Source organism: Streptomyces sp. S.PB5, from assembly GCF_030403745.1.
GTDB lineage: Bacteria > Actinomycetota > Actinomycetes > Streptomycetales > Streptomycetaceae > Streptomyces.
Map to the genome: position 1 here is coordinate 78,904 of NZ_JAQMWP010000001.1, position 21,306 is coordinate 100,209.

Annotated in this window: 18 protein-coding genes; 7 read left to right on the plus strand and 11 right to left on the minus strand. The window is 71.2% G+C overall.

What is annotated here, in order from left to right; genetic code table 11:
* Positions 1–197: 197 nt before the first annotated feature.
* On the minus strand, positions 198–2,141 hold the full coding sequence (locus tag PH203_RS00415; protein WP_289914747.1) for a glycogen debranching N-terminal domain-containing protein: 1,944 nt from the start codon (positions 2,139–2,141) through the stop codon (positions 198–200).
* Positions 2,138–3,523: a trehalase family glycosidase gene (locus tag PH203_RS00420; protein WP_289914748.1), complete on the minus strand. Its 1,386-nt coding sequence runs from the start codon at positions 3,521–3,523 to the stop codon at positions 2,138–2,140. The genes PH203_RS00415 and PH203_RS00420 overlap by 4 nt, the downstream gene beginning before the upstream one ends.
* A 121-nt stretch (positions 3,524–3,644) precedes the next feature.
* Between PH203_RS00420 and PH203_RS00425 the strand changes: the two genes are divergently transcribed.
* Both PH203_RS00425 and ppdK read left to right on the plus strand, forming a co-directional pair.
* A complete protein-coding gene (locus PH203_RS00425) occupies positions 3,645–4,841 on the plus strand; it encodes an ROK family protein (protein WP_289914749.1) in 1,197 nt (398 codons plus the stop codon).
* 407 nt (positions 4,842–5,248) lie between these two features.
* Positions 5,249–7,969, plus strand: coding sequence for a pyruvate, phosphate dikinase (gene ppdK, locus PH203_RS00430; protein WP_289914751.1), 2,721 nt, complete (start codon positions 5,249–5,251; stop codon positions 7,967–7,969).
* 124 nt (positions 7,970–8,093) lie between these two features.
* Here ppdK and PH203_RS00435 read toward each other — a convergent pair whose 3' ends face one another.
* The gene (locus PH203_RS00435) at positions 8,094–8,483 is read right to left on the minus strand and encodes an excalibur calcium-binding domain-containing protein (protein ID WP_289914752.1); all 390 of its coding nucleotides are present in this window, start codon (positions 8,481–8,483) and stop codon (positions 8,094–8,096) included.
* 232 nt (positions 8,484–8,715) lie between these two features.
* A complete protein-coding gene (locus tag PH203_RS00440; RefSeq protein ID WP_289914754.1) occupies positions 8,716–9,882 on the minus strand; it encodes an alkaline phosphatase PhoX in 1,167 nt (388 codons plus the stop codon).
* A gap of 253 nt (positions 9,883–10,135) precedes the next feature.
* Here PH203_RS00440 and PH203_RS00445 point away from each other — a divergent pair, with 253 nt between their 5' ends.
* Positions 10,136–11,065 (plus strand): oxidoreductase, encoded by a 930-nt coding sequence (locus tag PH203_RS00445; protein WP_289914756.1) that lies wholly within the window; start codon positions 10,136–10,138, stop codon positions 11,063–11,065.
* Between the two features lie 44 nt (positions 11,066–11,109).
* Here the strand turns inward: PH203_RS00445 and PH203_RS00450 are convergent, their stop codons facing one another.
* The 5 genes from PH203_RS00450 to PH203_RS00470 all read right to left on the minus strand — a co-directional run bounded on the left by PH203_RS00450 (position 11,110) and on the right by PH203_RS00470 (position 16,809).
* Entirely contained in the window at positions 11,110–11,877 is a 768-nt protein-coding gene (locus tag PH203_RS00450; RefSeq protein WP_289914758.1) for a glucose 1-dehydrogenase, read from the minus strand.
* Positions 11,878–11,944: 67 nt separating this feature from the next.
* Positions 11,945–12,526, minus strand: coding sequence for a TetR/AcrR family transcriptional regulator (locus PH203_RS00455; protein WP_289914759.1), 582 nt, complete (start codon positions 12,524–12,526; stop codon positions 11,945–11,947).
* A 100-nt stretch (positions 12,527–12,626) separates the two neighbouring features.
* Positions 12,627–12,977 (minus strand): nitrite reductase small subunit NirD, encoded by a 351-nt coding sequence (gene nirD, locus PH203_RS00460; protein ID WP_289914761.1) that lies wholly within the window; start codon positions 12,975–12,977, stop codon positions 12,627–12,629.
* Positions 12,974–15,598 (minus strand): nitrite reductase large subunit NirB, encoded by a 2,625-nt coding sequence (gene nirB, locus PH203_RS00465; protein WP_289914763.1) that lies wholly within the window; start codon positions 15,596–15,598, stop codon positions 12,974–12,976. Before nirB ends, nirD begins: the two co-directional genes overlap by 4 nt.
* Complete coding sequence (locus PH203_RS00470) at positions 15,598–16,809, minus strand: FAD-dependent oxidoreductase (RefSeq protein WP_289914764.1); 1,212 nt, start codon at positions 16,807–16,809, stop codon at positions 15,598–15,600. The genes nirB and PH203_RS00470 overlap by 1 nt, the downstream gene beginning before the upstream one ends.
* A gap of 184 nt (positions 16,810–16,993) precedes the next feature.
* Here PH203_RS00470 and PH203_RS00475 point away from each other — a divergent pair, with 184 nt between their 5' ends.
* Both PH203_RS00475 and cpt read left to right on the plus strand, forming a co-directional pair.
* Entirely contained in the window at positions 16,994–17,776 is a 783-nt protein-coding gene (locus tag PH203_RS00475; RefSeq protein ID WP_289914766.1) for a TSUP family transporter, read from the plus strand.
* Between the two features lie 14 nt (positions 17,777–17,790).
* Positions 17,791–18,324, plus strand: a complete 534-nt coding sequence (cpt, locus tag PH203_RS00480) for a chloramphenicol phosphotransferase CPT (RefSeq protein ID WP_289914769.1) — start codon at positions 17,791–17,793, stop codon at positions 18,322–18,324.
* Here cpt and PH203_RS00485 read toward each other — a convergent pair.
* Entirely contained in the window at positions 18,308–19,006 is a 699-nt protein-coding gene (locus tag PH203_RS00485; protein WP_289914770.1) for a class F sortase, read from the minus strand. The genes cpt and PH203_RS00485 overlap by 17 nt on opposite strands.
* 108 nt (positions 19,007–19,114) lie before the next feature.
* Positions 19,115–19,636 carry a hypothetical protein gene (locus tag PH203_RS00490; protein ID WP_289914772.1) on the minus strand — a complete coding sequence of 174 codons (522 nt, stop codon included), beginning with the start codon at positions 19,634–19,636 and terminating at the stop codon, positions 19,115–19,117.
* A 279-nt stretch (positions 19,637–19,915) separates the two neighbouring features.
* Here PH203_RS00490 and PH203_RS00495 point away from each other — a divergent pair, with 279 nt between their 5' ends.
* Together PH203_RS00495 and PH203_RS00500 are read left to right on the plus strand one after the other, a co-directional pair.
* A complete protein-coding gene (locus PH203_RS00495; RefSeq protein WP_289914775.1) occupies positions 19,916–20,500 on the plus strand; it encodes an NAD(P)H-dependent oxidoreductase in 585 nt (194 codons plus the stop codon).
* An 88-nt stretch (positions 20,501–20,588) separates the two neighbouring features.
* Positions 20,589–21,305, plus strand: coding sequence for a hypothetical protein (locus PH203_RS00500; protein WP_289914777.1), 717 nt, complete (start codon positions 20,589–20,591; stop codon positions 21,303–21,305).
* Position 21,306 lies beyond the last annotated feature (1 nt).

The following is a 21,306-nucleotide window of genomic DNA, read 5'->3' on the forward strand; positions in this document are numbered from 1 at the left end:
ATCGGTGCTTTCCGGCAACTGAGGCGTGCGTGTGGAGGCAGACACCCGAAGGCCCTTCCGTACGAGACCCGCTGAGGCGGCGGATCCGACATGAGCTCTCGGATCCGCCGCATTCCCGTACGGCACCCCGCGCGCGCTTGTTCACACCTCCGGGCAAACACCAAGCAAACGGTTGGCTTCCAGGCCCCTCCTGCCGCCTAGGCGCCGCCGACCGCCGTGAGCAGTGCCAGGGGAGCCGCCGCCGACCGGGACTCCCGCACACACGCATGCGGATACGGCACCGGCTCCGGATGCGTGTCCCGCCCGTACCCCGCGATGACCTCCGGCAGCCGATGCCCCGTGGCCGTCGCCGCGTCCACCAGCGCGTGCGCGACCTCGCGAGCCTCGTCGTGCAGCCCGTACCGGGCCAGCCCCAGGGTGATCAGGGCGTTGTCATGCGGCCAGACGGAACCCCGGTGGTACGACAGCGGGTGGTACGCCCCCTGCCCGGCCGCCACGGTCCGGACCCCCCACCCCGAGAAGAAGTCCGCCCCCAACAGCCGCCGCCCCACGGCCTCCCCGTACTCCTTGTCGAGCAGCCCCGACCACAGCAGATGCCCGGCGTCCGACGCGAGCGCGTCCACCTGGCGCCCGTCCCCGTCCAGGGCCAGCGCGGGGAACGACAGGTCCCGCATCCAGAAGTCCCGCTGGAACCGGTCCCGAAGATCCCCCGCGGCCTGTTCGAGGAGCGCGGCGTACTTCTCGTCGCCCCACACCGACCGCGCCACCCCGGCGGTCCGCCGCAGCGCGTCGTACGCGTACCCCTGCGCCCCTGCCGCCATCACCGCCCCGCTGGCCCGGGTCCCGTCGGCCCAGCAGATCGCGCCGGGGGAGTCCTTCCAGTTCTGGTTGGCGAGCCCGCCCTGGTCGGCCCGGTACACGAGGTAGCCGCGCGAGGTCAGCCCGCCGTGGTCCAGCATCCAGCCGATCGCGGCCCGGGCGTTGGGCTCCAGCCGCCGGGCCAGCTCGACGTCCCCGGTCTGCTCGACATACGCCCCGAGCAGCACCAGGAACAGCGGCGTCGCGTCCACCGAACCGTAGTAGCGGCGGTAGGGCACCTGCCCGAAGTGGGCCAGCTCTCCGTGCCGCACCTCGTGCACGATCTTGCCGGGCTGGGCCACCGAGTCCGGCCCGGTCTCGGTCGCCTGGGCCGCGGCGAGCGCGGGGAGCGTGGCGGCGGCGAGCTGAGGGCGGTAGGGGAGGGCGAACAGCGAGGTCAGCAGCGCGTCGCGGCCCAGCAGCGTCAGGAACCAGGGTGCCCCCGCCGCCGGCACCCGCAGCTCCTCGCCGTCCGGCCCGGTCGCCGGGACCTGGAGCGAGGCGAGGTCGGCGAGCCCCCGGGCACAGGCCGCGGCCAGTTCGGGCCACCCGGTGGGGAAGGCGACGCCCTCGACGAACTCGCCCTCCATACGGACCAGTTGATCGTTCAGCGCGGCCGGGGACTGCGGTACCCGCAGCGCCCGCTTGTCGCCGTGCGGGCGGGCCATCACCCGCAGCATCAGCTCCGCCGTGCCGTGCGGCTCCAACTGCAGTGTCCAGACCAGCCGTCGGGCCCCGGTGCCCGTCTCCTCGACGCCGTCCGGAGCGGGCTCGGCCGTCACCGTCGTACAGGAACGCCATTCGCCGCGCTGGTAGGTGAACTCGACGCCCGCATCGAGGACTTCGCGGGAGCGGGTGGCTCCGATCTTCGTGTAGGTGCGGTAGTCGGAGCGGAGTTCGAACTGGTCGGTGAAGTCGGCGTCGGCGGTGACCGCGAGGCGGACCGTGGTCGGGACCGGGCGGTTGCTGGTGACGCGCAGGGACTCGATGAACGAGCCGTCGCCGACGGCCTGTTCACGGAAGATCGTGCAGGCGGGCGGCTCCTGGCGGCCGCCGCGCGGGACGAGGACACAGCGGGCGACGTCGCCGTCGGCGACGGGGGTGAGGGCCTCGGGCACGGCGCCGTCGACCGTCAGCTGCCAGCGGCTGAGGTGGCGGGCGTCCCGTACGAATAAGCCCTCGGGGGAAGGTGAGCTGCCGCCCCGCACCCCGCTGATGTCCCCGCCGTCGCCCACGGCCGCGAACGTCCCGCCGTGCACGAGCAGATGATGCCGGTCCGTCATTCCTGGTCCCCTCCCTTGAAGGTGTTGCTGTGCAGCAGGTCGAGAGCGAGCGCGGCGGTCCAGCCGAAGCCGGTCGCCCCGCAGGCCTCGCCCGTGTACGGGTCGACGTACTCGGCGAACCCGGACTTGTCCGCGAGGTCGAGGACGGCCCGGCGCAGTGCGTCGGCGCGGCCCCGCTCGCCGTGAGTGCGCAGACCCCGCTCCAGCAGCCAGCTCGTGTTGAACCAGGCCGGCCCCCGCCAGTAGCGGTGCGGGTCGAAGGCCTCGCCGAGCAGGTCGTAGCTGGGGACGAGCCGGGTCGAGCCGCCGAGCCCGAAGTGCTTGGAGGCGGTCGTACGGACGAGGGCCTCGACGATGTCCCGGGGGAGCGTCGGCAGCAGCAGCGGGACGAGGCCGGACACGGACCGCTCCGGGATCAGGCCCCCGCCCCGCAGGTCCCGGCAGAAGAACATGCCCTGCGCCGGGTCCCACAGCCGGTCCACCAGCGCCGCCGTCAGCCGCTCCGCGCGGGCGTGCCGGGCCGTGCCGGTCGCGCCGAGCTCCTGCGCGATCCGGGCGAGGGCGTGCTCGGAGGCGATGAGCAGGGCGTTGAAGGAGGGGTCCTCCACGGCGAAGTCCCCCCAGCCGTCCTCGTACCCCTTGTCCCGGTAGTCCGTCGCCAGCCGCACATACCGCCCGTAGTCCAGATCCGTCGGCCGGTCCTCCGCCGCCCCGTGGTCGAGGTCGGCGCGCCGGAAGGAGCGCGCCGGGGCGGGCGTGACCCGGCTGAGGGGGGTGTCCCAGCAGGGGCTGTTGTCCATCCCCTGCTCCCACGGGTGCACGACCGACGCGAGGCCGCCCCCGCCCAGGTCCCGCCGGTGCAGCAGATAGCGGTGCCAGGCCGCGAGGCGGGGATACATCCGGGTGAGGAAGCCGCGCGCCCGTGACAGACCCGGGTCCGCGCAGTGCACCAGCCACACGGCGAGCGCGTGGACCGGTGGCTGCACGATGCCCGAGGTCTGTACGGTGCGCGGGGCGCCCGCAGCGCGCCCCGCGGTCGAGGAGCGCCAGAAGTCGGGGCTCGGGAAGTACGCGTCGAGGGGTACGGAGGGGTTGAAGACGATGTGCGGGATCCGCCCGTCGTCCCACTGGGCGGCGAGCAGTGTCTCCAGTTCCGTCTGTGCCCGCAGCGGCGAGAGGTGCCGCTGTCCGATCGCGATGAACGCCGAGTCCCAGGACCACTGGTGCGGGTACAGGCTGCGCGAGGGCACCGTGGAGGTGCCGGTCCAGTTGGCCTCCAGTACCTCGGCCGCTCTGACGTGCAGAGAATGTGTCGTGACGTCCGGTTCGTATACGACCGGGTACCTCGTGACACGGGAGGTCAGCTGGGCAGTGCGATCCACTCGGGGCTCCCCGAAGACGTATCGGCCCGACCGGTTCGGTCGAGGCCACCGTAGAGTTACGTCTATTTAACACGCAAAACTCAATATGTAATGCAAGCTTGAGAAACACAAGGGGGTGCGCATGAGTGGTCGTGCTCAGGCCAGCGCCGGCGAACTGCTCGAACTGGTGCGAAGTGGACGCGCCACGACTCGGGGCGCCCTCCAGCAGGCCACCGGTCTCTCCCGCGCCACCGTCGGCCAGCGCCTGGACCGGCTCTTCCGTGCGGGCTGGCTGCGCGAGGGCGCCGGCGGTCCGGTCGACTCCCCGCTCGGCGGCCGCCCCTCGATCACCCTGGAGTTCGACGACGCCCACGCCGTCGTCCTCGCCGCCGACCTCGACACCCGGCACGCCCGCGCGGCCGTCCTCTCCCTCACCGGCGAACTCCTCGCCGAGCACGGCGGCACCCTCCTCGTCGAGGACGGGCCGGACGCGGTCCTCGGAGAGCTGGGCCGCTGGTTCGCCGAACTGCTGGAGAAGGCCGGGCACGCGGCGGGCGAGGTCTGCGGGATCGGGCTCGCGGTGCCGGGCCCGGTCGACAGCGAGACCGGCCGGGTCGTCCAGCCGCCGATGATGCCCGGCTGGGACGGCTACGACATAAGAGGCCGCCTCGCCCGGTCCTTCACCGAGCACACGGGCGCGCCCGCGGTCCCGGTGCTCGTCGACAACGACGCCAACCTCATGGCGTACGGCGAACAGCGCACCGGCCATGCCGACTGCTCGGCGTTCGTGCTGGTCAAGGTCTCCACCGGCATCGGGGCGGGGGTCGTCGTCGACGGCATGATCTACCGGGGCATCGACGGGGGCGCCGGGGACATCGGCCATATCCGGGTGGGCGCGGACGCGCTGTGCCGGTGCGGTTCGTACGGCTGTCTGGCCGCCGTCGCGAGTGGCGGGGCCGTCGCCCGGAAGCTGGCCGAGACCGGGGTGCCCGCCGCCTCCGGCTCGGATGTGCGGGATCTGCTGACGTCCGGTCATCCCGCGGCCGCCGCGCTCGCCCGGGAGGCCGGGCGGCAGGTCGGGGACGTCCTCGCGACCGTCGTGACGCTGCTGAACCCCGGGGTTCTGATGATCGCGGGCGATTTGGCCGGAACCCCCTTCCTCACCGGTGTGCGGGAGCTGCTCTACCAGCGGGCGCTGCCGCGCTCCACCGCTCATCTGGACGTCGTGACCTCGCGGCTGGGGGAGCGGGCCGGGCTGGTGGGGGCGGGTGCGCTGGTCGTGGAGTACTTGTACGCCCCTGAGCGGGCGGAAGAACGCCTGGTCGCACTTGGTGTGTGACGGGCATGTTTCGGTCCGGATACCCGTCCGCATGGTGAAATCCGGGCCTCTGTGGCAGCGTGATTCTCGCCACCCTTGATAAGGGTTGCGCTCAGATGAGCGGATCTTGGGCGACTGCACTTCTGGAAGGGGTGGCACTCGGTGCCACCCCTTGATCGTTCATCGATCGAAATCAGGCGTGCGAAAAGCTGCTCAGATGAGCGAGATGGCCGCGCTTTGAAGATTCCTGCGTTCAGGACTTGAACACATAAGCGCTTGGTTTCTTGCCAAGCTTTGACTTTCGATCCGCTGGCGGACGGCGGGTTACGGGCGCATGACGCCCGAGTGGACCTCCCCAGACGCCTTCGATCTGGGTATGTTCCCCGTCGTCAGGGCAGCCACCGGAGTCCTCGAGGGAGTCGAGAACCGTGTCGGAAAACGTAGAACCCCACGGAACGAAGTTCGTTTACGACTTCACCGAGGGAAACAAGGACCTCAAGGACCTCCTGGGCGGCAAGGGCGCGAACCTCGCCGAGATGACCAACCTGGGACTTCCCGTTCCCCCCGGCTTCACCATCACGACGGAAGCCTGCAAGGTCTACCTGGAGAGCGGCGCGGAGCCGGCGGCACTGCGTGACGAGGTGAGTGCGCACCTCGACGCCCTGGAGACCCGGATGGGCAAGAAGCTCGGCCAGGCCGACAACCCGCTCCTCGTCTCGGTCCGCTCCGGCGCCAAGTTCTCCATGCCGGGAATGATGGACACGGTCCTCAACATCGGGCTCTCCGACAAGTCCGTGAAGGGCCTCGCCGACCAGGCGGGCGACGAGCGGTTCGCGTGGGACTCCTACCGCCGGCTCATCCAGATGTTCGGCAAGACGGTCCTCGGCGTCGACGGCGAGCTCTTCGAGGACGCCCTCGACAGGGCCAAGGAGGCCAAGAAGGTCTCGGTCGACACCGACCTGGAGGCCGCCGACCTCAAGAAGCTGGTCACCGCCTTCAAGAAGATCGTCAAGAAGGAGGCCGGCCGGGACTTCCCGCAGGACCCGCGCGAGCAGATGGACCTCGCCATCGAGGCGGTCTTCAACTCGTGGAACACGGACCGCGCGAAGCTGTACCGCCGCCAGGAGCGCATCCCGGGTGACCTGGGCACGGCCGTCAACGTCTGTTCCATGGTCTTCGGCAACCTGGGTCCGGACTCGGGCACGGGCGTCGCCTTCACACGTGACCCCGCCTCCGGCCACCAGGGCGTCTACGGCGACTACCTCCAGAACGCCCAGGGCGAGGACGTCGTCGCCGGTATCCGCAACACGGTCCCGCTCGCGGAGCTGGAGTCGATCGACAAGAAGTCGTACGACCAGCTGATGCAGATCATGGAGACCCTGGAGAACCACTACAAGGACCTCTGCGACATCGAGTTCACGATCGAGCGCGGTCAGCTGTGGATGCTCCAGACGCGCGTGGGCAAGCGGACGGCGGGTGCCGCCTTCCGTATCGCCACCCAGCTGGTCGACCAGGGGCTGATCGACGAGGCCGAGGCGCTGCAGCGCGTCACCGGTGCCCAGCTCGCCCAGCTGATGTTCCCCAAGTTCGACGAGGACGCCAAGGTCGAGCAGGTCGGCCGGGGCATCGCGGCCTCGCCGGGTGCGGCGGTCGGCAAGGCGGTCTTCGATTCGTACACCGCGGTGAAGTGGTCGCGCTCCGGCGAGAAGGTGATCCTGGTCCGCCGGGAGACGAACCCGGACGACCTCGACGGCATGATCGCCGCGGAGGGCATCCTGACCAGCCGGGGCGGCAAGACCTCCCACGCGGCGGTCGTGGCGCGCGGCATGGGCAAGACCTGTGTCTGCGGTGCCGAGGAGCTGGAGGTCGACACCAAGCGCCGGCGGATGACGGTCCCCGGTGGCCACGTGGTCGAGGAAGGCGACGTCATCTCCATCGACGGTTCGTCCGGCAAGGTCTACCTGGGTGAGGTCCCGGTGGTCCCGTCCCCGGTCGTGGAGTACTTCGAGGGCCGGATGCACGCCGGCGCCCAGGACGCCGACGAGCTGGTCGAGGCGGTCCACCGGATCATGGCCTTCGCCGACCGCAAGCGCCGACTCCGCGTCCGCGCCAACGCGGACAACGCCGAGGACGCGCTGCGGGCCCGTCGCTTCGGCGCGCAGGGCATCGGTCTGTGCCGTACGGAGCACATGTTTCTGGGCGACCGCCGCGAGCTGGTGGAACGCCTGATCCTGGCCGACACGGAGGCCGAGCGCGAGGAGTCCCTGAAGGAGCTGCTCCCGCTCCAGAAGCAGGACTTCGTCGAGCTGTTCGCCGCGATGGACGGCCTCCCGGTCACGATCCGCCTCCTCGACCCGCCGCTGCACGAGTTCCTGCCGGACATCACCGAGCTGTCGGTCCGTGTGGCGCTGGCCGAGTCCCGCCAGGAGCCGCACGAGAACGAACTGCGGCTGCTGCAGGCGGTGCACCGGCTGCACGAGCAGAACCCGATGCTGGGTCTGCGAGGTGTGCGTCTGGGCCTGGTCATCCCCGGCCTGTTCACGATGCAGGTGCGGGCGATCGCGGAGGCGGCCGCCGAGCGCAAGGCGGCGAAGGGCGACCCGCGCGCGGAGATCATGATCCCGCTCGTCGGCACCGTCCAGGAGCTGGAGATCGTCCGCGAGGAGGCCGACCAGGTCATCGCGGAGGTCGAGGCGGCGACGGGTGCGCAGCTCAAGCTGACGATCGGCACGATGATCGAGCTGCCGCGCGCCGCGCTGACGGCGGGCCAGATCGCGGAGGCCGCGGAGTTCTTCTCCTTCGGCACGAACGACCTCACCCAGACGGTGTGGGGCTTCAGCCGGGACGACGTGGAGGCCTCGTTCTTCACGGCGTACCTGGAGAAGGGCATCTTCGGGGTGTCGCCCTTCGAGACGATCGACAAGGACGGCGTCGGCTCGCTGGTCAAGCTCGCCGCCGAGGCGGGTCGCAGGACCCGCCCCGACCTGAAGCTCGGCGTCTGCGGCGAACACGGCGGCGACCCGGAGTCCGTCCACTTCTTCCACGAGGTCGGCCTCGACTACGTCTCCTGCTCGCCGTTCCGCATCCCGGTCGCCCGCCTGGAAGCGGGCCGCGCGGCCTCGGAGTCGACGGGCAGCGACCACCGCTGACCCATCCACAGACGCCGGAGCCGCCGCCTGTCCCCGACCCTCAAGACCGATGGGCGGCGGTTCCGGATCACGAAAGAGGGCGGCACCTTGTGCGGAGGTGCCGCCCTCTCGCGTGTGCCCCGCCTCAACGCGCGGCGCGTCGACGGTTCATGAAGACCGTCAGGGCCGTTCCGGCGAGGAGGACGGACATGCCGCCGGCCGCGATGTACGGGGTGATGTCCTCGCCGCCGGTTTCGGCGAGGTCGGTGCCGTTCTCGTCGGTGGTGGCGGCCTCCTCGTCCGCGGCCGGTTCGAAGCCGGCGGGCGGGCTGTCGCAGCCGATGCCGTCGCCGTCGCGGTCCAGGTGGGTGCCGTAGTGCTCGTTGCCCTTGGGGATGTTGGCATAGCCGTTCTCGTAGGCGTCCGTGCAGTTGACGAACGGGTGGCTGCCGTCGTGGGCCTCGGCGGCCGAGGGGAGTACGGCGAGGGCCAGCGCGGCGACGGCGATGGCGCCGGGCTTGCGGAGCAGGTTCACGGCGGGTCCTTCCACGTTCGTGGTGCTATGAGGTGCCGAACGTAGTGGGGGGCCACGGTGATGGCGGCAGTGTGAAGGAGCCGTGATGCGAACGTGACGTGACCGGGCGTTTGCGTGCAGTGAGCGCTCAACTCCGGTCGCGCGTGGTGGGGTTGTGGTCCCAGTGGCAGCAGTGGGTGACCCCTTCACGCCGACCTGAACCGTCAACTGCCGCAGCCGACACCGCCGTCGCCTATGCCGACGCCCGGAACGGCCCCCTCACCTCATAGGTGATCCCGCCCGATGAACTCCCCGTCGTCCCCCGCTGGCTGGAGAAGTACAGCCGGGAACCGTCCGGGGAGAACGCCGGGCCCGTGATCTCCGAGGAGGACTGGCCGTCGATGCGGAGGAAGGGGGCGACCACGTCGTCCGGGGTGATCAGGCAGATGTCCATGCTGCCGCCGTCCTCGGCCACGTACAGGTCGCCGGAAGCCGTACCCGTGATGTTGTCGACGCCCGTCAGCGGGGCCGATCCCGAGGTCACCAGGGAGTCGTCGTACGCCAACTCGTACGTGTTCGACGTCAGGTTGAGCTGCCAGACCCGGTTGTCGCCCTTCGTCGTGAACCAGACCTTGTCGTCGGCGTAGTAGCAACCCTCGCCGCCGTTGAAGGACTTGGAGCCGGAGACCTGGGTGCGGGTCGAGGTGGGGGAGCCGTCCGGGTCGGGGACCGTCGTCCAGGTGTAGGAGCCGGAGGTGGCCGTGCCCGCGACCATCACCTGGAGGGTGCCGGAGGACAGGTCGCCCCAAGTCGTGGGAATGAAGCGGTAGAAGCGGCCGTTGGACTCGTCCTCGGTCAGATAGATGACCTGGCGGACCGGGTCGGCCGCCGCGGCCTCGTGCTTGAAGCGGCCCATCGCCGGCCGCTGCACCGCCGCGTTCACACCCCACGGGTCCGTCTCGTAGACGTAGCCCAGCGACACCTCCTCGCAGGACAGCCAGGTGTTCCAAGGAGTCCTGCCGCCCGCGCAGTTCTGCCGGGTGCCCGACAGGATGCGGTACGCCGAGGTGACCGTGCCGCTCGACGAGAACCGCACCGCGCTCGCGCCGCCCGAGGGGTTGATCTCCGAGTTCGACACATAGATCCAGCCCGTGCCGTCCGCGTAGCAGGCGCCGCCGTCCGGGGCGTTGTGCCAGGTGTACGACGTCCCCGCGACCGTCTGGCCCGAGCGGGCGATGACCCGGCTGGTGAAGCCCGACGGGAGTCTGATGCCGTTGGCGTCCGCTGCGCCGAGCGCCCCGTAGGGGCCGGTGCCGGGCTGGGCCGGTGCGGCGTACGCGGCGCCGCGCCACAGGGTGCCGCCGAGGACGGCGGAGGTGCCGCCGATGGCGGTCGCGCGGAGGAAGGTACGACGTTCCACTGTCGCTCCAAGAGGGCCGTGACCGTCCCGCCACCGGTCGGGGGCGGGAGCGTGCGGGTGGCAACCTAGGGGAGCTTGGTGGACATGTCATGGCCAGGTCATGAACGGGTACCGGACCGGCTCTTCCCCCAGCGTGACGCCGGTCCGACCGGCATGCCGGAGCTGGAAACGGAGGCGGCGCGTCCGGTCGACGGCACGGCACAGAGCGAGCACGCTTGCGAAAAGCGCCGCAGCGGCGGGAAGGAGCCCGGCCATGTCCTCCGGCTGGAACGAGAAGAACATCCCCGACCAGCACGGCCGCACCGCCGTGGTCACCGGAGCCAACAGCGGCATCGGCTACGTCACCGCACGCGAGCTGGCCCGCAAGGGCGCCCGCGTGGTGCTCGCCTGCCGCAGCGAGACGCGCGGTACGGAGGCGGGGGACCGGCTGGTCACCGAAGTGCCGGGCGCGGACGTGGAGTTCGCCCGGCTGGACCTGGGGGACCTGGCCTCCGTGCGGGAGTTCGCGCAGGCCTTCCCGTACGGCCATCTCGATCTCCTGATCAACAACGCGGGCGTGATGGCGCTGCCGTACGGCACCACGGCGGACGGCTTCGAGACGCAGTTCGGCGTCAACCACCTCGGTCATTTCGCCCTCACCGGACTGCTGATGCCGGTGCTGCTCGGCACCCCGGGCGCTCGGGTGGTGTCCGTCTCCAGCACGGCGCACGCGATGGCCAACCTCGACATCGACGACCTCAACAGCGAGCGCCGGTACCGGCGTTGGGTCGCCTACGCCCGCTCCAAGACCGCCAACCTCCTCTTCGTCCACGAACTGGCCCGCAGGCTCGCGGCGAACGGCTCCGACACGATCGCGGCGGCGGCCCACCCCGGATATGCCGCCACCAACCTCCAGTCGGCCGGACCCCGTATGGCGGGCCGCCGCTTCACCGAGCGCTTCATGGCGGTAGGCAACCGCTTCTTCGCCCAGTCCGCGGAGGCGGGCGCGCTGCCCACCCTCTACGCCGCCACCGCCCCCGACGTGTCCCCCGATTCCTTCACAGGCCCCTCCTTCGGCGGCTGGCGCGGTTCACCGGGCCCGTCCTGGCGAGCCCCCTGGACCCGCAACGACCGCGCGGCGGAACGCCTTTGGGCCGCCTCCGAGCAGCTCACCGGGGTGTCGTACGACATGCTGAAGGTGTGACACCCCGGTCCCTGCGGCCGGTTTCCGTCGGCCGTCCCGGGCGGTCAGGCCGTCTTGCCGCTGTCCACCACCAGGTCGGTGCCCACCACGGAGGAGGCGTCGTCCGAGGCCAGATAGAGGACGGCGGCGGCGATCTCGGCCGTGGAGGAGGCGCGGCCGAGCGGCACGGAGCCTTCCATGCGTTCGGCGCGCTGGGCCTCCGTCTCGCCGGGGAGCAGGGACATCTCGGTCTCGACGGGGCCGGGGCTGACCGCGTTGACACGGACGCCGTCGCCGATGTGGTCGCGGGCGGCGCCCTGGGTGAGGACGGAGACGGCGGCCTTGGTGGCGGCGTAGGCGGTGGCGCCGGGGTGGCGCATATGGGTCCCGAAGACGGAGGCGATGTTGACGATCGCGCCGCCGGAGGGCTGGGTCCGCATCTGACGGATCTCGGCCTGGAGGGCGAGGAAGACGCCCGTGACGTTGATGGCGAGCTGCTCGTGCCAGTCGGCCTCCGGGAGGTCGGCCAGCGGCTGTCCGCCGAGGAAGACGCCCGCGTTGTTGACCGCCACGTCGAGCGAGCCGAACCGGTCCACGGCGGCTTCGACCACGCCCCGCACCTCGGCGGCACGGGTGACGTCCGCGGTCACCGCCAGCGCCTTGCCGCCCGCCTCCTCGATCAGCCGGACGGTCTCGTCCAGTGGCTCCCGGCGGCGTCCGGCCACGACCACCTGCGCCCCCTCGGCGGCGAACGCCAGGGCGACGGTACGGCCGATCCCGGATCCGGCGCCGGTCACGAGGACGGTCCTGTCGGTGAAACGGGTCCTGGTCATGATCTCCCCTTGTTCTTGACCGATCGGTTCAGTATGGCGGCAAATGAAAAGCGCCACCCGGAAAAGCTCAGTCCAGCAGTGCCAGCGCCTGTTCCGCCGCGTCCCGCACCCGCGCCGGGTCCGGTGACGCCTTGCCCACCACCTTGAGGCCCTGCAGCAGCACCAGGAGCATGCGCGCGAGGGTGAGCGGATCACGCTCGGCCGGCAGCTCGCCCTGTGCCCGGGCCCGGACCAGTGCCGAGTGCAGCACCGTCTCGACGTGGTCCCAGTTCCGCTCGACCTGCCGCGCGGCGGCCGGGTCGTGCGGGGCGAGCTCGGCCGCCGTGTTGGTGATGAAACAGCCGTTCAGACGCAGGTGTTCGGCCGCGGCCTCGTCCGCGTACCGTCGTACGAGCGCCCGTACGGCGGGCAGTACCGGGCCCGGCTGGGACAGCTCTCCGAGCAGGTCCGGGAGCCGTTCCTGATACCGCTGCAGCGCCTTCAGATACAGCTCGTGCTTGTTGCCGAAGGTCGCGTAGATGCTGGCTCTGCCGATGCCGAGGTGCTCGACGAGGTCGGACATCGACGTCGCCTCGTAGCCGCGCCGCCAGAACAGCTCCAGGGCTGCCTGCAGCGCGGCCTCCGGATCGAACTCCTTGGTCCTGGCCACGTACCGCAGCCTAGGTTTTTCTGGAACGATCAGTCAAGCAATATGGCCCTGCCGGCCCTCACGACCCGCAGTCCGTGGCCACCCGACGTATGCCGTGGCGTCAGGCCGTGCGGACCTCGTACGCCGTGATGCGCACCGTCTCGTCGTCCAGGCACTGGCCCGTCTCCAGGTCGAAGCGCTGCTTCAGGAGTGGCGAGGCGACGAAGGGGCGGCCCTGGTGGGAGCCGGTGAGGCCGCGCGAGAGGACGGCCGCGCCGCCGAACGGGTCGCGGTTGTCGACGGCGTACAGCCTGCCGCCGCGGTCGCGGAAGACGGCCGCCTGCCGGCCGTCGGGCAGCAGGGCCGCCACCCCGCGGCCCGGCAGCAGGACGTTCAGGTCGCAGACCGTGAACCAGTCGTCGCCGAGCCGCAGCTGGATCTTCAGGTCGGTGGTCTCGGGTGCGAGAGTCATCGCTGGGCGGATCCTTCCAGGACGTCGGCAGGGTTGTCGGGGGTGCGCATTCCGATGGAAAGCAGCGGCAGGTCGGGCTTGATCTGGCCGCGCTCGGGGACGAAGCCGACGACCGGGTCGGGGGTGTCCGGCGCGTTCACGAAGGAGACGAACCGGGCGAGCTTCTCAGGGTCGTTGATGGTGGTCGCCCACTCGTCGGCGTAGTGCGCGACATGGGCCGCCATCAGCGACTCCAACTCCTCGCAGATACCGAGGGAGTCGTCGACCACGACATCCCGTACGTGGTCCAGGCCGCCCGGGATCCGCTCCAGCCAGGTCGAGGTGCGCTCCAGACGGTCGGCGGTGCGGATGTAGAACATCAGGAACCGGTCGATCAGCTTGATCAGTTCGGCGTCGGAGAGGTCCTGCGCGAGCAGGTCCGCGTGGCGCGGGGTGGCGCCGCCGTTGCCGCCGACGTACAGGTTCCAGCCGTTGGAGGTCGCGATGACGCCGAAGTCCTTCGACTGGGCCTCCGCGCACTCGCGGGCGCAGCCCGACACCGCCGACTTGAGCTTGTGCGGCGAGCGCAGGCCCCGGTAGCGCAGCTCCAGGTCGATCGCCATCCGGACCGAGTCCTGGACGCCGTAACGGCACCAGGTCTGGCCGACGCACGACTTCACCGTGCGCAGCGCCTTGCCGTACGCGTGGCCGGACTCGAAGCCGGCGTCCACCAACCGGGTCCAGATCAGCGGGAGTTGTTCGACGCGGGCGCCGAACATGTCGATCCGCTGACCGCCGGTGATCTTCGTGTAGAGCCCGAAGTCACGGGCGATCTCACCGATCACGATCAGGCCCTCGGGGGTGATCTCACCGCCGGGGATGCGCGGGACGACCGAGTACGAGCCGTTCTTCTGGAGGTTGGCCAGGAAGTGGTCGTTGGAGTCCTGGAGCGAGGCCTGCTCGCCCTCCAGGACATAGCCGCTCACGCCGATCGTCGGGGCGAGGGAGGCGATGATCGAGCCGACCGCCGGCTTGCAGACCTCGCAGCCGTCGCCGCCCTTGGCGCCGTCGCGGCCGTAGCGGTCCAGGAGGTCCTGGTAGGTGTTGATGCGCAGGGCGAGGACGATCTCGTAGAGCTCCTCGCGGGTCTGTGAGAAGCAGCCGCACAGGCCCTTGTCGACCTCGACGCCGGACGCCTCCAGCTCGGCGGTGACCAGCTGGCCGAGGACCTTGACGCAACTGCCGCACGTCGTACCGGCCTTGGTGCACTTCTTCACCTCGGGCACGGTGGTGCACTGGTGCTCGGTGACCGCCCCGCGGATCGTGCCCTTGCGGACGTTGTTGCAGGAGCAGATGATCGCGTCGTCCGGCAGTGCGGTCGGGCCGAGCTGGGCGGACTCACCGGCACCGGCGGGCAGCACCAGCGACTCGGGGGAGACCGGCGGGACCGAGCCGGTGAACGCCTTCAGCGTGCCGTACGCCTCCGCGTCGCCGACCAGGATGCCGCCGAGCAGCGTGCCGTCGTGTCCGATGACCAGCTTCTTGTACAGGCCCGCACGGGAGTCGGAGTAGACGACGTCCAGGCACCCCTCGGTCGCGCCGTGCGCGTCACCGAAGGAGGCCACGTCCACGCCGAGCAGCTTGAGCTTGGTCGACAGGTCGGCGCCCAGGAAGGCCGCCTCGTCGGAGGCGATGGTCGCGGCGGCCGTCTCGGCCTGCTCGTAACCCGGCGCCACCAGGCCGTACACCCGGCCGTCGGCGGCCAGCGCGCACTCGCCGATGGCGAAGACGGCGGGGTCGCTCACCGTGCGGCACTGCTCGTCGACCGTGATGCCGCCGCGCTCGCCGACCGTGAGGCCGCAGGCGCGGGCCAGCTGGTCGCGGGGGCGGACACCGGCGCTGAACACGACCAGGTCGGTGGCGAGTTCGGAGCCGTCGGACAGCTTCATGCCGGTCACGGCGCCGTCCTCGTCGACCACGATCTCCTGCGTGCCCACACCTGTGTGGACGCTCAGACCCATGTCCTGGATGGTCCGCAGCAGCGCCGCGCCACCGCCCTCGTCGACCTGCACCGGCATCAGCCGTGGCGCGAACTCCACGATGTGGGAGGTGAGTCCGAGACCCTTCAGCGCACCGGCCGCCTCAAGTCCGAGCAGACCGCCGCCGACCACGGCACCGGTCGTGCGCGTCTTCGCGTACTCCTCGATGGCGAGGAGGTCCTCGATCGTGCGGTACACGAAGCAGCCCTTGGCGTCCTTGTTGGGGACGGGCGGCACGAACGGGAACGAGCCCGTGGCGAGCACGAGGATGTCGTAGTCGAAGACCTGACCGGACCTGGCGGTGACCTTCTTCGCCGCGCGGTCGACGGCCTCGGCCGGGTCACCGACGTACAGCTCGATGCCGTGCTTCTCGATGAACTCCATGTCCGTCATCGACAGGTCCTCGGGCGTCTTGCCCGAGAAGTACGAGGTGAGCGCGACACGGTCGTACGCGGGACGCGGCTCCTCGCACAGCACGACCACGCGGTGCGTGGCGGTCAGGCCGCGCTCGGCGAGCGCCTCGAGAAAACGCTGGCCGACCATGCCGTGGCCGACGAGCACGATCGTGGGGGTGGCCTCCGTGGCCTCCGGGGTGGCGGTCATCAGGAGCCTCCATCGTTGGTGAGCAGGTGGAGCAGGGGGCCGTCGTCGGGGAGCGGCTCTGCTCCCTCCCAGGCGCGCGCCAGCGCGCCGACGGTGCCGAGTTCGCCGACGAGGACCCCGCCGACCAGGCGGTCGTCGCGGACGACGACCTTGCGGTAGGTGCCTCGGGTGGCATCGGCGAGCTGGACGACGTCGTCGCCGGGAAGCGCCTCCGTCTCCCCGAACGCGGCGAGGTCGAAGGCGGTCTGACCGGCCAGCGTGAGCCGGGTCAGCGAACGGGTACCGGTGTAACGGGCATTGGCCCGACCGGCGAGCAACTCGGCCAGCACCTCGGCCTGTTCGAGGGCCGGGGTGGCGAGTCCGTAGACGGTGCCGTGGTGCTGGGCGCAGTCGCCGATGGCGTGGATGTGCGGGTCGGACGTGCGCAGCTCGTCGTCGACGACGATGCCCTTGCGGACCTCAAGGCCCGCGACCTGGGCGAGACCGACCTTGGGGTGGACCCCGCAGGCCAGGACCACCAGGTCGGCGTCGAGGGCGTAGCCGTCGGCCATCTCGACCGAGCGGACGGCGCCGCCGACGCAGTGCACGTCCCGCACCCGGCACTCGGTGTGGACCTCGACACCGAGCCCGGTCAGGTGCCGCCGGACGAGCTTCGAGGCGTTCGGGTCGAGCTGGCGTTCCATGAGCCGCTCGGACTGCTGGGCGAGGATCACCTGGGCGCCGCGCTGGGCGAGCGCGCGGGCGGCGGAGACACCGAGGAGCCCGCCACCGATGACGACCGCCTTGGCCCCCGGCCGCACGGCCTTCGACAGCCCGAGGCAGTCGTCCATGGTCCGGAAGGCGTGGACGCCGTCGGGCAGCTCGTGATCAGGAGTGAACAGTCCGCGCAGGGGCGGCAGCACCGGGTTCGACCCGGTGGCCAGAACCAGTCGGTCGTATGCGATCTTCGAGCCGTCCGCGAGGTGTACGGCTCGCACCTCGCGGTCGATGCCCGTGACCCGGCCGCGCGTGAGCTCCGCGGGAGCGGGCAGCGCGATCACGTCGGGGCTGTACCGCCCGGCCAGCACCTCGGCGAGCAGGACCCGGTTGTACGGGCGGTGCTCCTCCTCGCCGATCAGCGTCACGGACGTACCGAGCTCGCCGAGCCGCCGGGCGAGACGGACGCCCGCGAGCCCGGCGCCGATCACCACCACACGCGTATTCGAGGTCATGCCTAGGAGCGTGCGATGCCGGTGTTACCCGACGGCATCACCCCTGTTTCCCGCGAGGAACGCTGCCCTCAACAGGGGCGGGGGGTGGGTGTGAGGGTTCCGGGGGCGGACCGGGGGCCGGCTGTGAGGTGCGGAAACTCATCTCGATGGACTGGGCACCTATCCGCTGTCTAGGGTCGCGATCATGCCCGACATATCGCTGACCACCCTCGTCGTCCTCTGCCTCGCGGCCCTGGCGGCCGGCTGGATCGACGCCGTGGTCGGCGGCGGGGGGCTGTTCCTGCTGCCGGCCATGCTGCTCGGCCTGCCGTCGGACACGCCCGCCGCGTACGCGCTCGGCACCAACAAGGCGGTGGCGATCGTCGGTACGTCGGGGGCGGCGGTGACGTACGCCCGCAAGGCGCCCGTGGATGTGCGGCTCGCCGTACGGATCGGTCTGGCCGCACTCGCCGGGTCCTGTGCCGGCGCCTTCTTCGCGGCCGGCATGAGCACGGACGTACTGAAGCCCGTGATCATGGTCGTCCTCCTCGGCGTCGCCGCCTTCGTGATCCTCCGCCCCGCCTTCGGTACCGCCCCCGCGACCGGACCCGCCACCCGCCGCCGCATCCTCGCCGCGATCGGTCTCGCGGGCCTCGGCATCGGCTTCTACGACGGTCTGATCGGCCCCGGCACCGGAACCTTCCTGGTCCTCGCCCTCACCGCCGTGCTCCACCTCGACCTGGTGACCGCCTCCGCCACCGCCAAGATCGTCAACTGCTGCACCAACGCCGGCGCGCTCGCCACCTTCGCCTGGCAGGGCACGGTCCTGTGGCAGCTGGCCGCGCTCATGGCCGTGTTCAACCTGGCGGGCGGCACCCTCGGCGCGCACACCGCACTGAAGAAGGGCAGCGGCTTCGTCCGGGTCGTCCTGCTGACCGTGGTGTTCTCGCTGGTCGCGAAAATGGCGTACGAGCAGTGGATCGCCTGACCTACGGTGATCCCGTGGCGACCCAGGTGATCGTGCTCAACGGCGGCTCAAGCTCCGGCAAGTCGGGGATCGTGCGGTGTCTGCAGGCGGTGCTGCCGGACCCGTGGCTGACCTTCGGGGTCGACTCGCTGATCGAGGCGATGCCGAAGGAGGGCGCGGGAATCGAGTTCGGGGCGGACGGCGCGGTGCACGTCGGCCCGGAGTTCATGGCTCTGGAGGCGGCCTGGGCGAGCGGGATCGCGGCCATGGCCCACGCCGGCGTCCGCGTGATCATCGACGACGTCTTCCTCGGCGGGGCCGCGACCCAGGAACGCTGGCGCCGGGTCCTCGACGGCCTCGACGTCCTCTGGGTCGGCGTCCGCTGCGCCCCCGAGGTGGCCGCGGGCCGGGAGATCGCGCGGGGCGACCGGGTGCGGGGGATGGCGGAGAAGCAGGCGCAGATCGTGCACCAGGGGGTGGTGTACGACGTGGAGGTGGACACCGCGGGGGCGGAATCGCTGGAGTGCGCGCGGACGATCGCCCGGAGCGTCGTCAGCGACTCGCGCTGAGATGCGCGAACACGACCACGTTCCCCTGGTAGCCGGTCGAGCGTGAGTAGCCCCCGCCACAGGTGATGACCCGCAGCTCGGGCCGGTGCGCGGCGCCGTACACCTTCTCGTCGGGGAAGTCCTTCGCGTCGTACACCTCGACGGAGTCGACCGAGAAGACGGCCGTGCCGCCGTCGCGCCGGTCCACCTCGATGGTGCTGCCCTTCGTCAGGGCGCCGAGGTCGTAGAAGACGGCGGGGCCGTCCGCGTTGTCGACATGGCCGGCGACGATCGCGGTGCCGGTCTCACCGGGGACGGTGCCGGCCTCGTACCAGCCGGCGAGGTTCTCCTGCGCGGCGGGCGGGACGTCGAGGCTGCCGGTGGGGGTGAGGCCGAGGCCCGTCAGCGGCGCGTCCACGCGGATCGACGGGATGCGGATGCGGTCGGGCGGGGACGGCGGCAGCGCGGGCGCCGAGCGCGGGTCGGCGTGCCCGCCGCGGGCCTCGGCGGCGGTGGGCTGCGGCGGGGCGTGGCTCTCCGCACCGCTGCGGAGCAGCCACGCGCCGGTGCACAGCGCGACGACGGTGACGGCCGCTATGACCACGTTGCTGACCCGGGTGAGCCGGCCGAGCCCGGACCGGAACCTGCTGAACGTGCCGACCCTGCCGACCCTGCCGAATCTGCCGAAGCCGAACATGGGCACGCGAACCTCCTCTCGCTGGACCCCCGTCCCCCTCCGGGCCGCGAGGGGCATCGGACCCGGAGGGGGAGGGACATGCGGTACCGGCGGACGGACAGCGGAGGGTGTCCGTCAGATCCCGTCGCCTCTCGCCCGGCGATGCAGGAGCCAGGTACCGCCCGCGGCGGCGACGGCGAGAGCCGCCACGCCGGCCGCGGTCTGCACGGGATCGGGGCCCAGAGCGCCACCGACCCCCGTCTTCACACTTCCCCGGGGATACACCTGCTGACGGGCCGAGGTCAGCGTGACCACGAGGTCGCCCGTGACCCGCCGCCCGCCCTCCGCGCACGTCGCGACGATCTCGTACGTCCCCGGCTGCGCGCTCTCGGGCACCTCGAACTGCCCGATCGCGTCCTGCTCATGGGTGCTGGGCGCGAGCGTGAAGGTCCCGGCGCCCACCGCACTCGCGTCACCCGCCGCCGTACCGCCGTCCCCGCACGCCGCCGTGTTCACGGTGACCTGCCCGCCGGGCACGACCGAGGACGGGTACACCTCCAGGGATCCCGCGTCCGCGCCGGCCGCGGGCGCGGCGACCAGACCGGCGGTGGCCACGGCGAGCGCGGTGCCGGTCAGCATGCGGGCGGTGCGGCGCATCGGTGCTCCCTGGAGCTCTTGGGTGTCCCCTGCCCTTCCGAGGTAAGTGGCAGCGAGTCGAGCGCGCTTCCTGAGGGTGTGTCAGAAATGCGGTGAATGGGTGTCAGGCCGGTGTGCGCCGGGACTCCCCGGCCGGTGTTTGGGCAGGTCACCGGCGTGGGGCGGGGGTGTCACGGAAGGGAACCCGACGGGTGCGGGGCGGGGGTGCGACCGGGTGACTCCAGCCGCGCTCGAGCGGGAGTTGACCTCAAGTTCGGTTCAGGTATCACGCTGTTCCGTATGCAGATCACCGACACCCCCCTGCGGGTCACCCTCGTCGTCGGCAGCAACCGCCACGGCCGCTTCGGCCCCGTCGTCGCCGACTGGCTCCTCGACCGTATGCGCGACCGGGACGACCTGGTCACCGAGGTCGTGGACGTCGCGGACACGGACCTCCCCACGTCCCTCGCCCGGACGCCGGAAACGACGGCGGCCCTCGCGGACATCTCCCCGAAGCTCGCCGGCGCGGACGCCTTCGTCGTCCTCACCCCCGAGTACAACCACTCCTACCCGGCCGGTCTGAAGAACCTCATCGACTGGCACTACACCGAATGGCAGGCCAAACCCGTGGCCCTCGCCTCCTACGGCGGCATCTCCGGCGGCCTGCGCGCGGTGGAGCACCTGCGGCACGTCTTCGCGGAGCTCCACGCGGTGACCATGCGGGACACCGTGTCCTTCGACCACGCCAGGGGAGCCTTCGACGACAACGGCAAGCTGCTCGACCCGTCGGGCCCGGACGCGGCGGCGAAGACGATGCTCGACCAGCTGGTGTGGTGGGGCACGGGACTGCGGGAGGCGAGGCAGAAGCGCCCGTACGGGGCGTAGGGCGCACGTGCTGCAGGGGCGCCCCTGGTGCGGGGCCGCGCCGGAAACCGGGTTTCGCGGGTGTGCCGCCTCGGCCGATCATGGGGCCATGACCCGACGGCCGGCGCTCAGCACCCTGACCCTCCAGCACCGGATCCCGCAGCAGTGGGACCGGGATCCCTGGGCCGAGGTGCGGCCTCTGATCGACGGTGCGGACGTCCTGAAGGAGGTCCACCCGGACGGCGTCGCACCCAGCTGCCGCCTCTGGACGGGACCGGCCGAGAGCTGGCCGCTGACGGCCACGGAGGAACCCCGCCGGATCATGATCACCGAGCCGTCCTGCACGGCCGGCTGCTGCGGCGCCCTGTACGTCACCGTGCGCCGCGAGGGCGACCAGGTGATCTGGGACGCGTGGGAGAACACCAGCGACATCACCGCCCTGCCGGAGGAGTTCCGCTTCGACCTCGCCCAGTACGAGGCGGAACTCGCGCGGGCCGCCGCGGACCGCAGCTGGGAGGAACCGGTGGACACCGCCGCGCGGCTCCTGCACGAGACCCTCGTGGACAGCGGCTGGTTCGCACGCTGGGGCTGCGTCCTCACATGCGTCTCACCGCGCCGCGAGGAGCCCGGCCTTCCCGAGGCGTTCACCGGCCCCGAGGGAGTGGACGTCATGTTCCACCAGGCCCCGGGGCCGGACACCGAACGCATGGCCTTCTACGGGTACGAGTTGTTCATCACCCGAGACGAGCCCGTGGAGGAGCAGGTACGGCGGCTCGCGGACCGCATCCTGGCGGACGACCCGCGGAAGACCGCCGAGAGGCGATAGG

Bases quoted from the DNA above. Each gene is read 5' to 3' on its own strand.
- PH203_RS00415 (WP_289914747.1), bottom strand. From the start codon at position 2,141: ATGACGGACCGGCATCATCTGCTCGTGCACGGCGGGACGTTCGCGGCC.
- PH203_RS00425 (WP_289914749.1), top strand. From the start codon at position 3,645: ATGAGTGGTCGTGCTCAGGCCAGCGCCGGCGAACTGCTCGAACTGGTG.
- PH203_RS00445 (WP_289914756.1), top strand. From the start codon at position 10,136: ATGTCCTCCGGCTGGAACGAGAAGAACATCCCCGACCAGCACGGCCGC.
- PH203_RS00450 (WP_289914758.1), bottom strand. From the start codon at position 11,877: ATGACCAGGACCCGTTTCACCGACAGGACCGTCCTCGTGACCGGCGCC.
- nirD (WP_289914761.1), bottom strand. From the start codon at position 12,977: ATGACTCTCGCACCCGAGACCACCGACCTGAAGATCCAGCTGCGGCTC.
- nirB (WP_289914763.1), bottom strand. From the start codon at position 15,598: ATGACCGCCACCCCGGAGGCCACGGAGGCCACCCCCACGATCGTGCTC.
- PH203_RS00470 (WP_289914764.1), bottom strand. From the start codon at position 16,809: ATGACCTCGAATACGCGTGTGGTGGTGATCGGCGCCGGGCTCGCGGGC.
- PH203_RS00475 (WP_289914766.1), top strand. From the start codon at position 16,994: ATGCCCGACATATCGCTGACCACCCTCGTCGTCCTCTGCCTCGCGGCC.
- PH203_RS00490 (WP_289914772.1), bottom strand. From the start codon at position 19,636: ATGCGCCGCACCGCCCGCATGCTGACCGGCACCGCGCTCGCCGTGGCC.
- PH203_RS00495 (WP_289914775.1), top strand. From the start codon at position 19,916: ATGCAGATCACCGACACCCCCCTGCGGGTCACCCTCGTCGTCGGCAGC.
- PH203_RS00500 (WP_289914777.1), top strand. From the start codon at position 20,589: ATGACCCGACGGCCGGCGCTCAGCACCCTGACCCTCCAGCACCGGATC.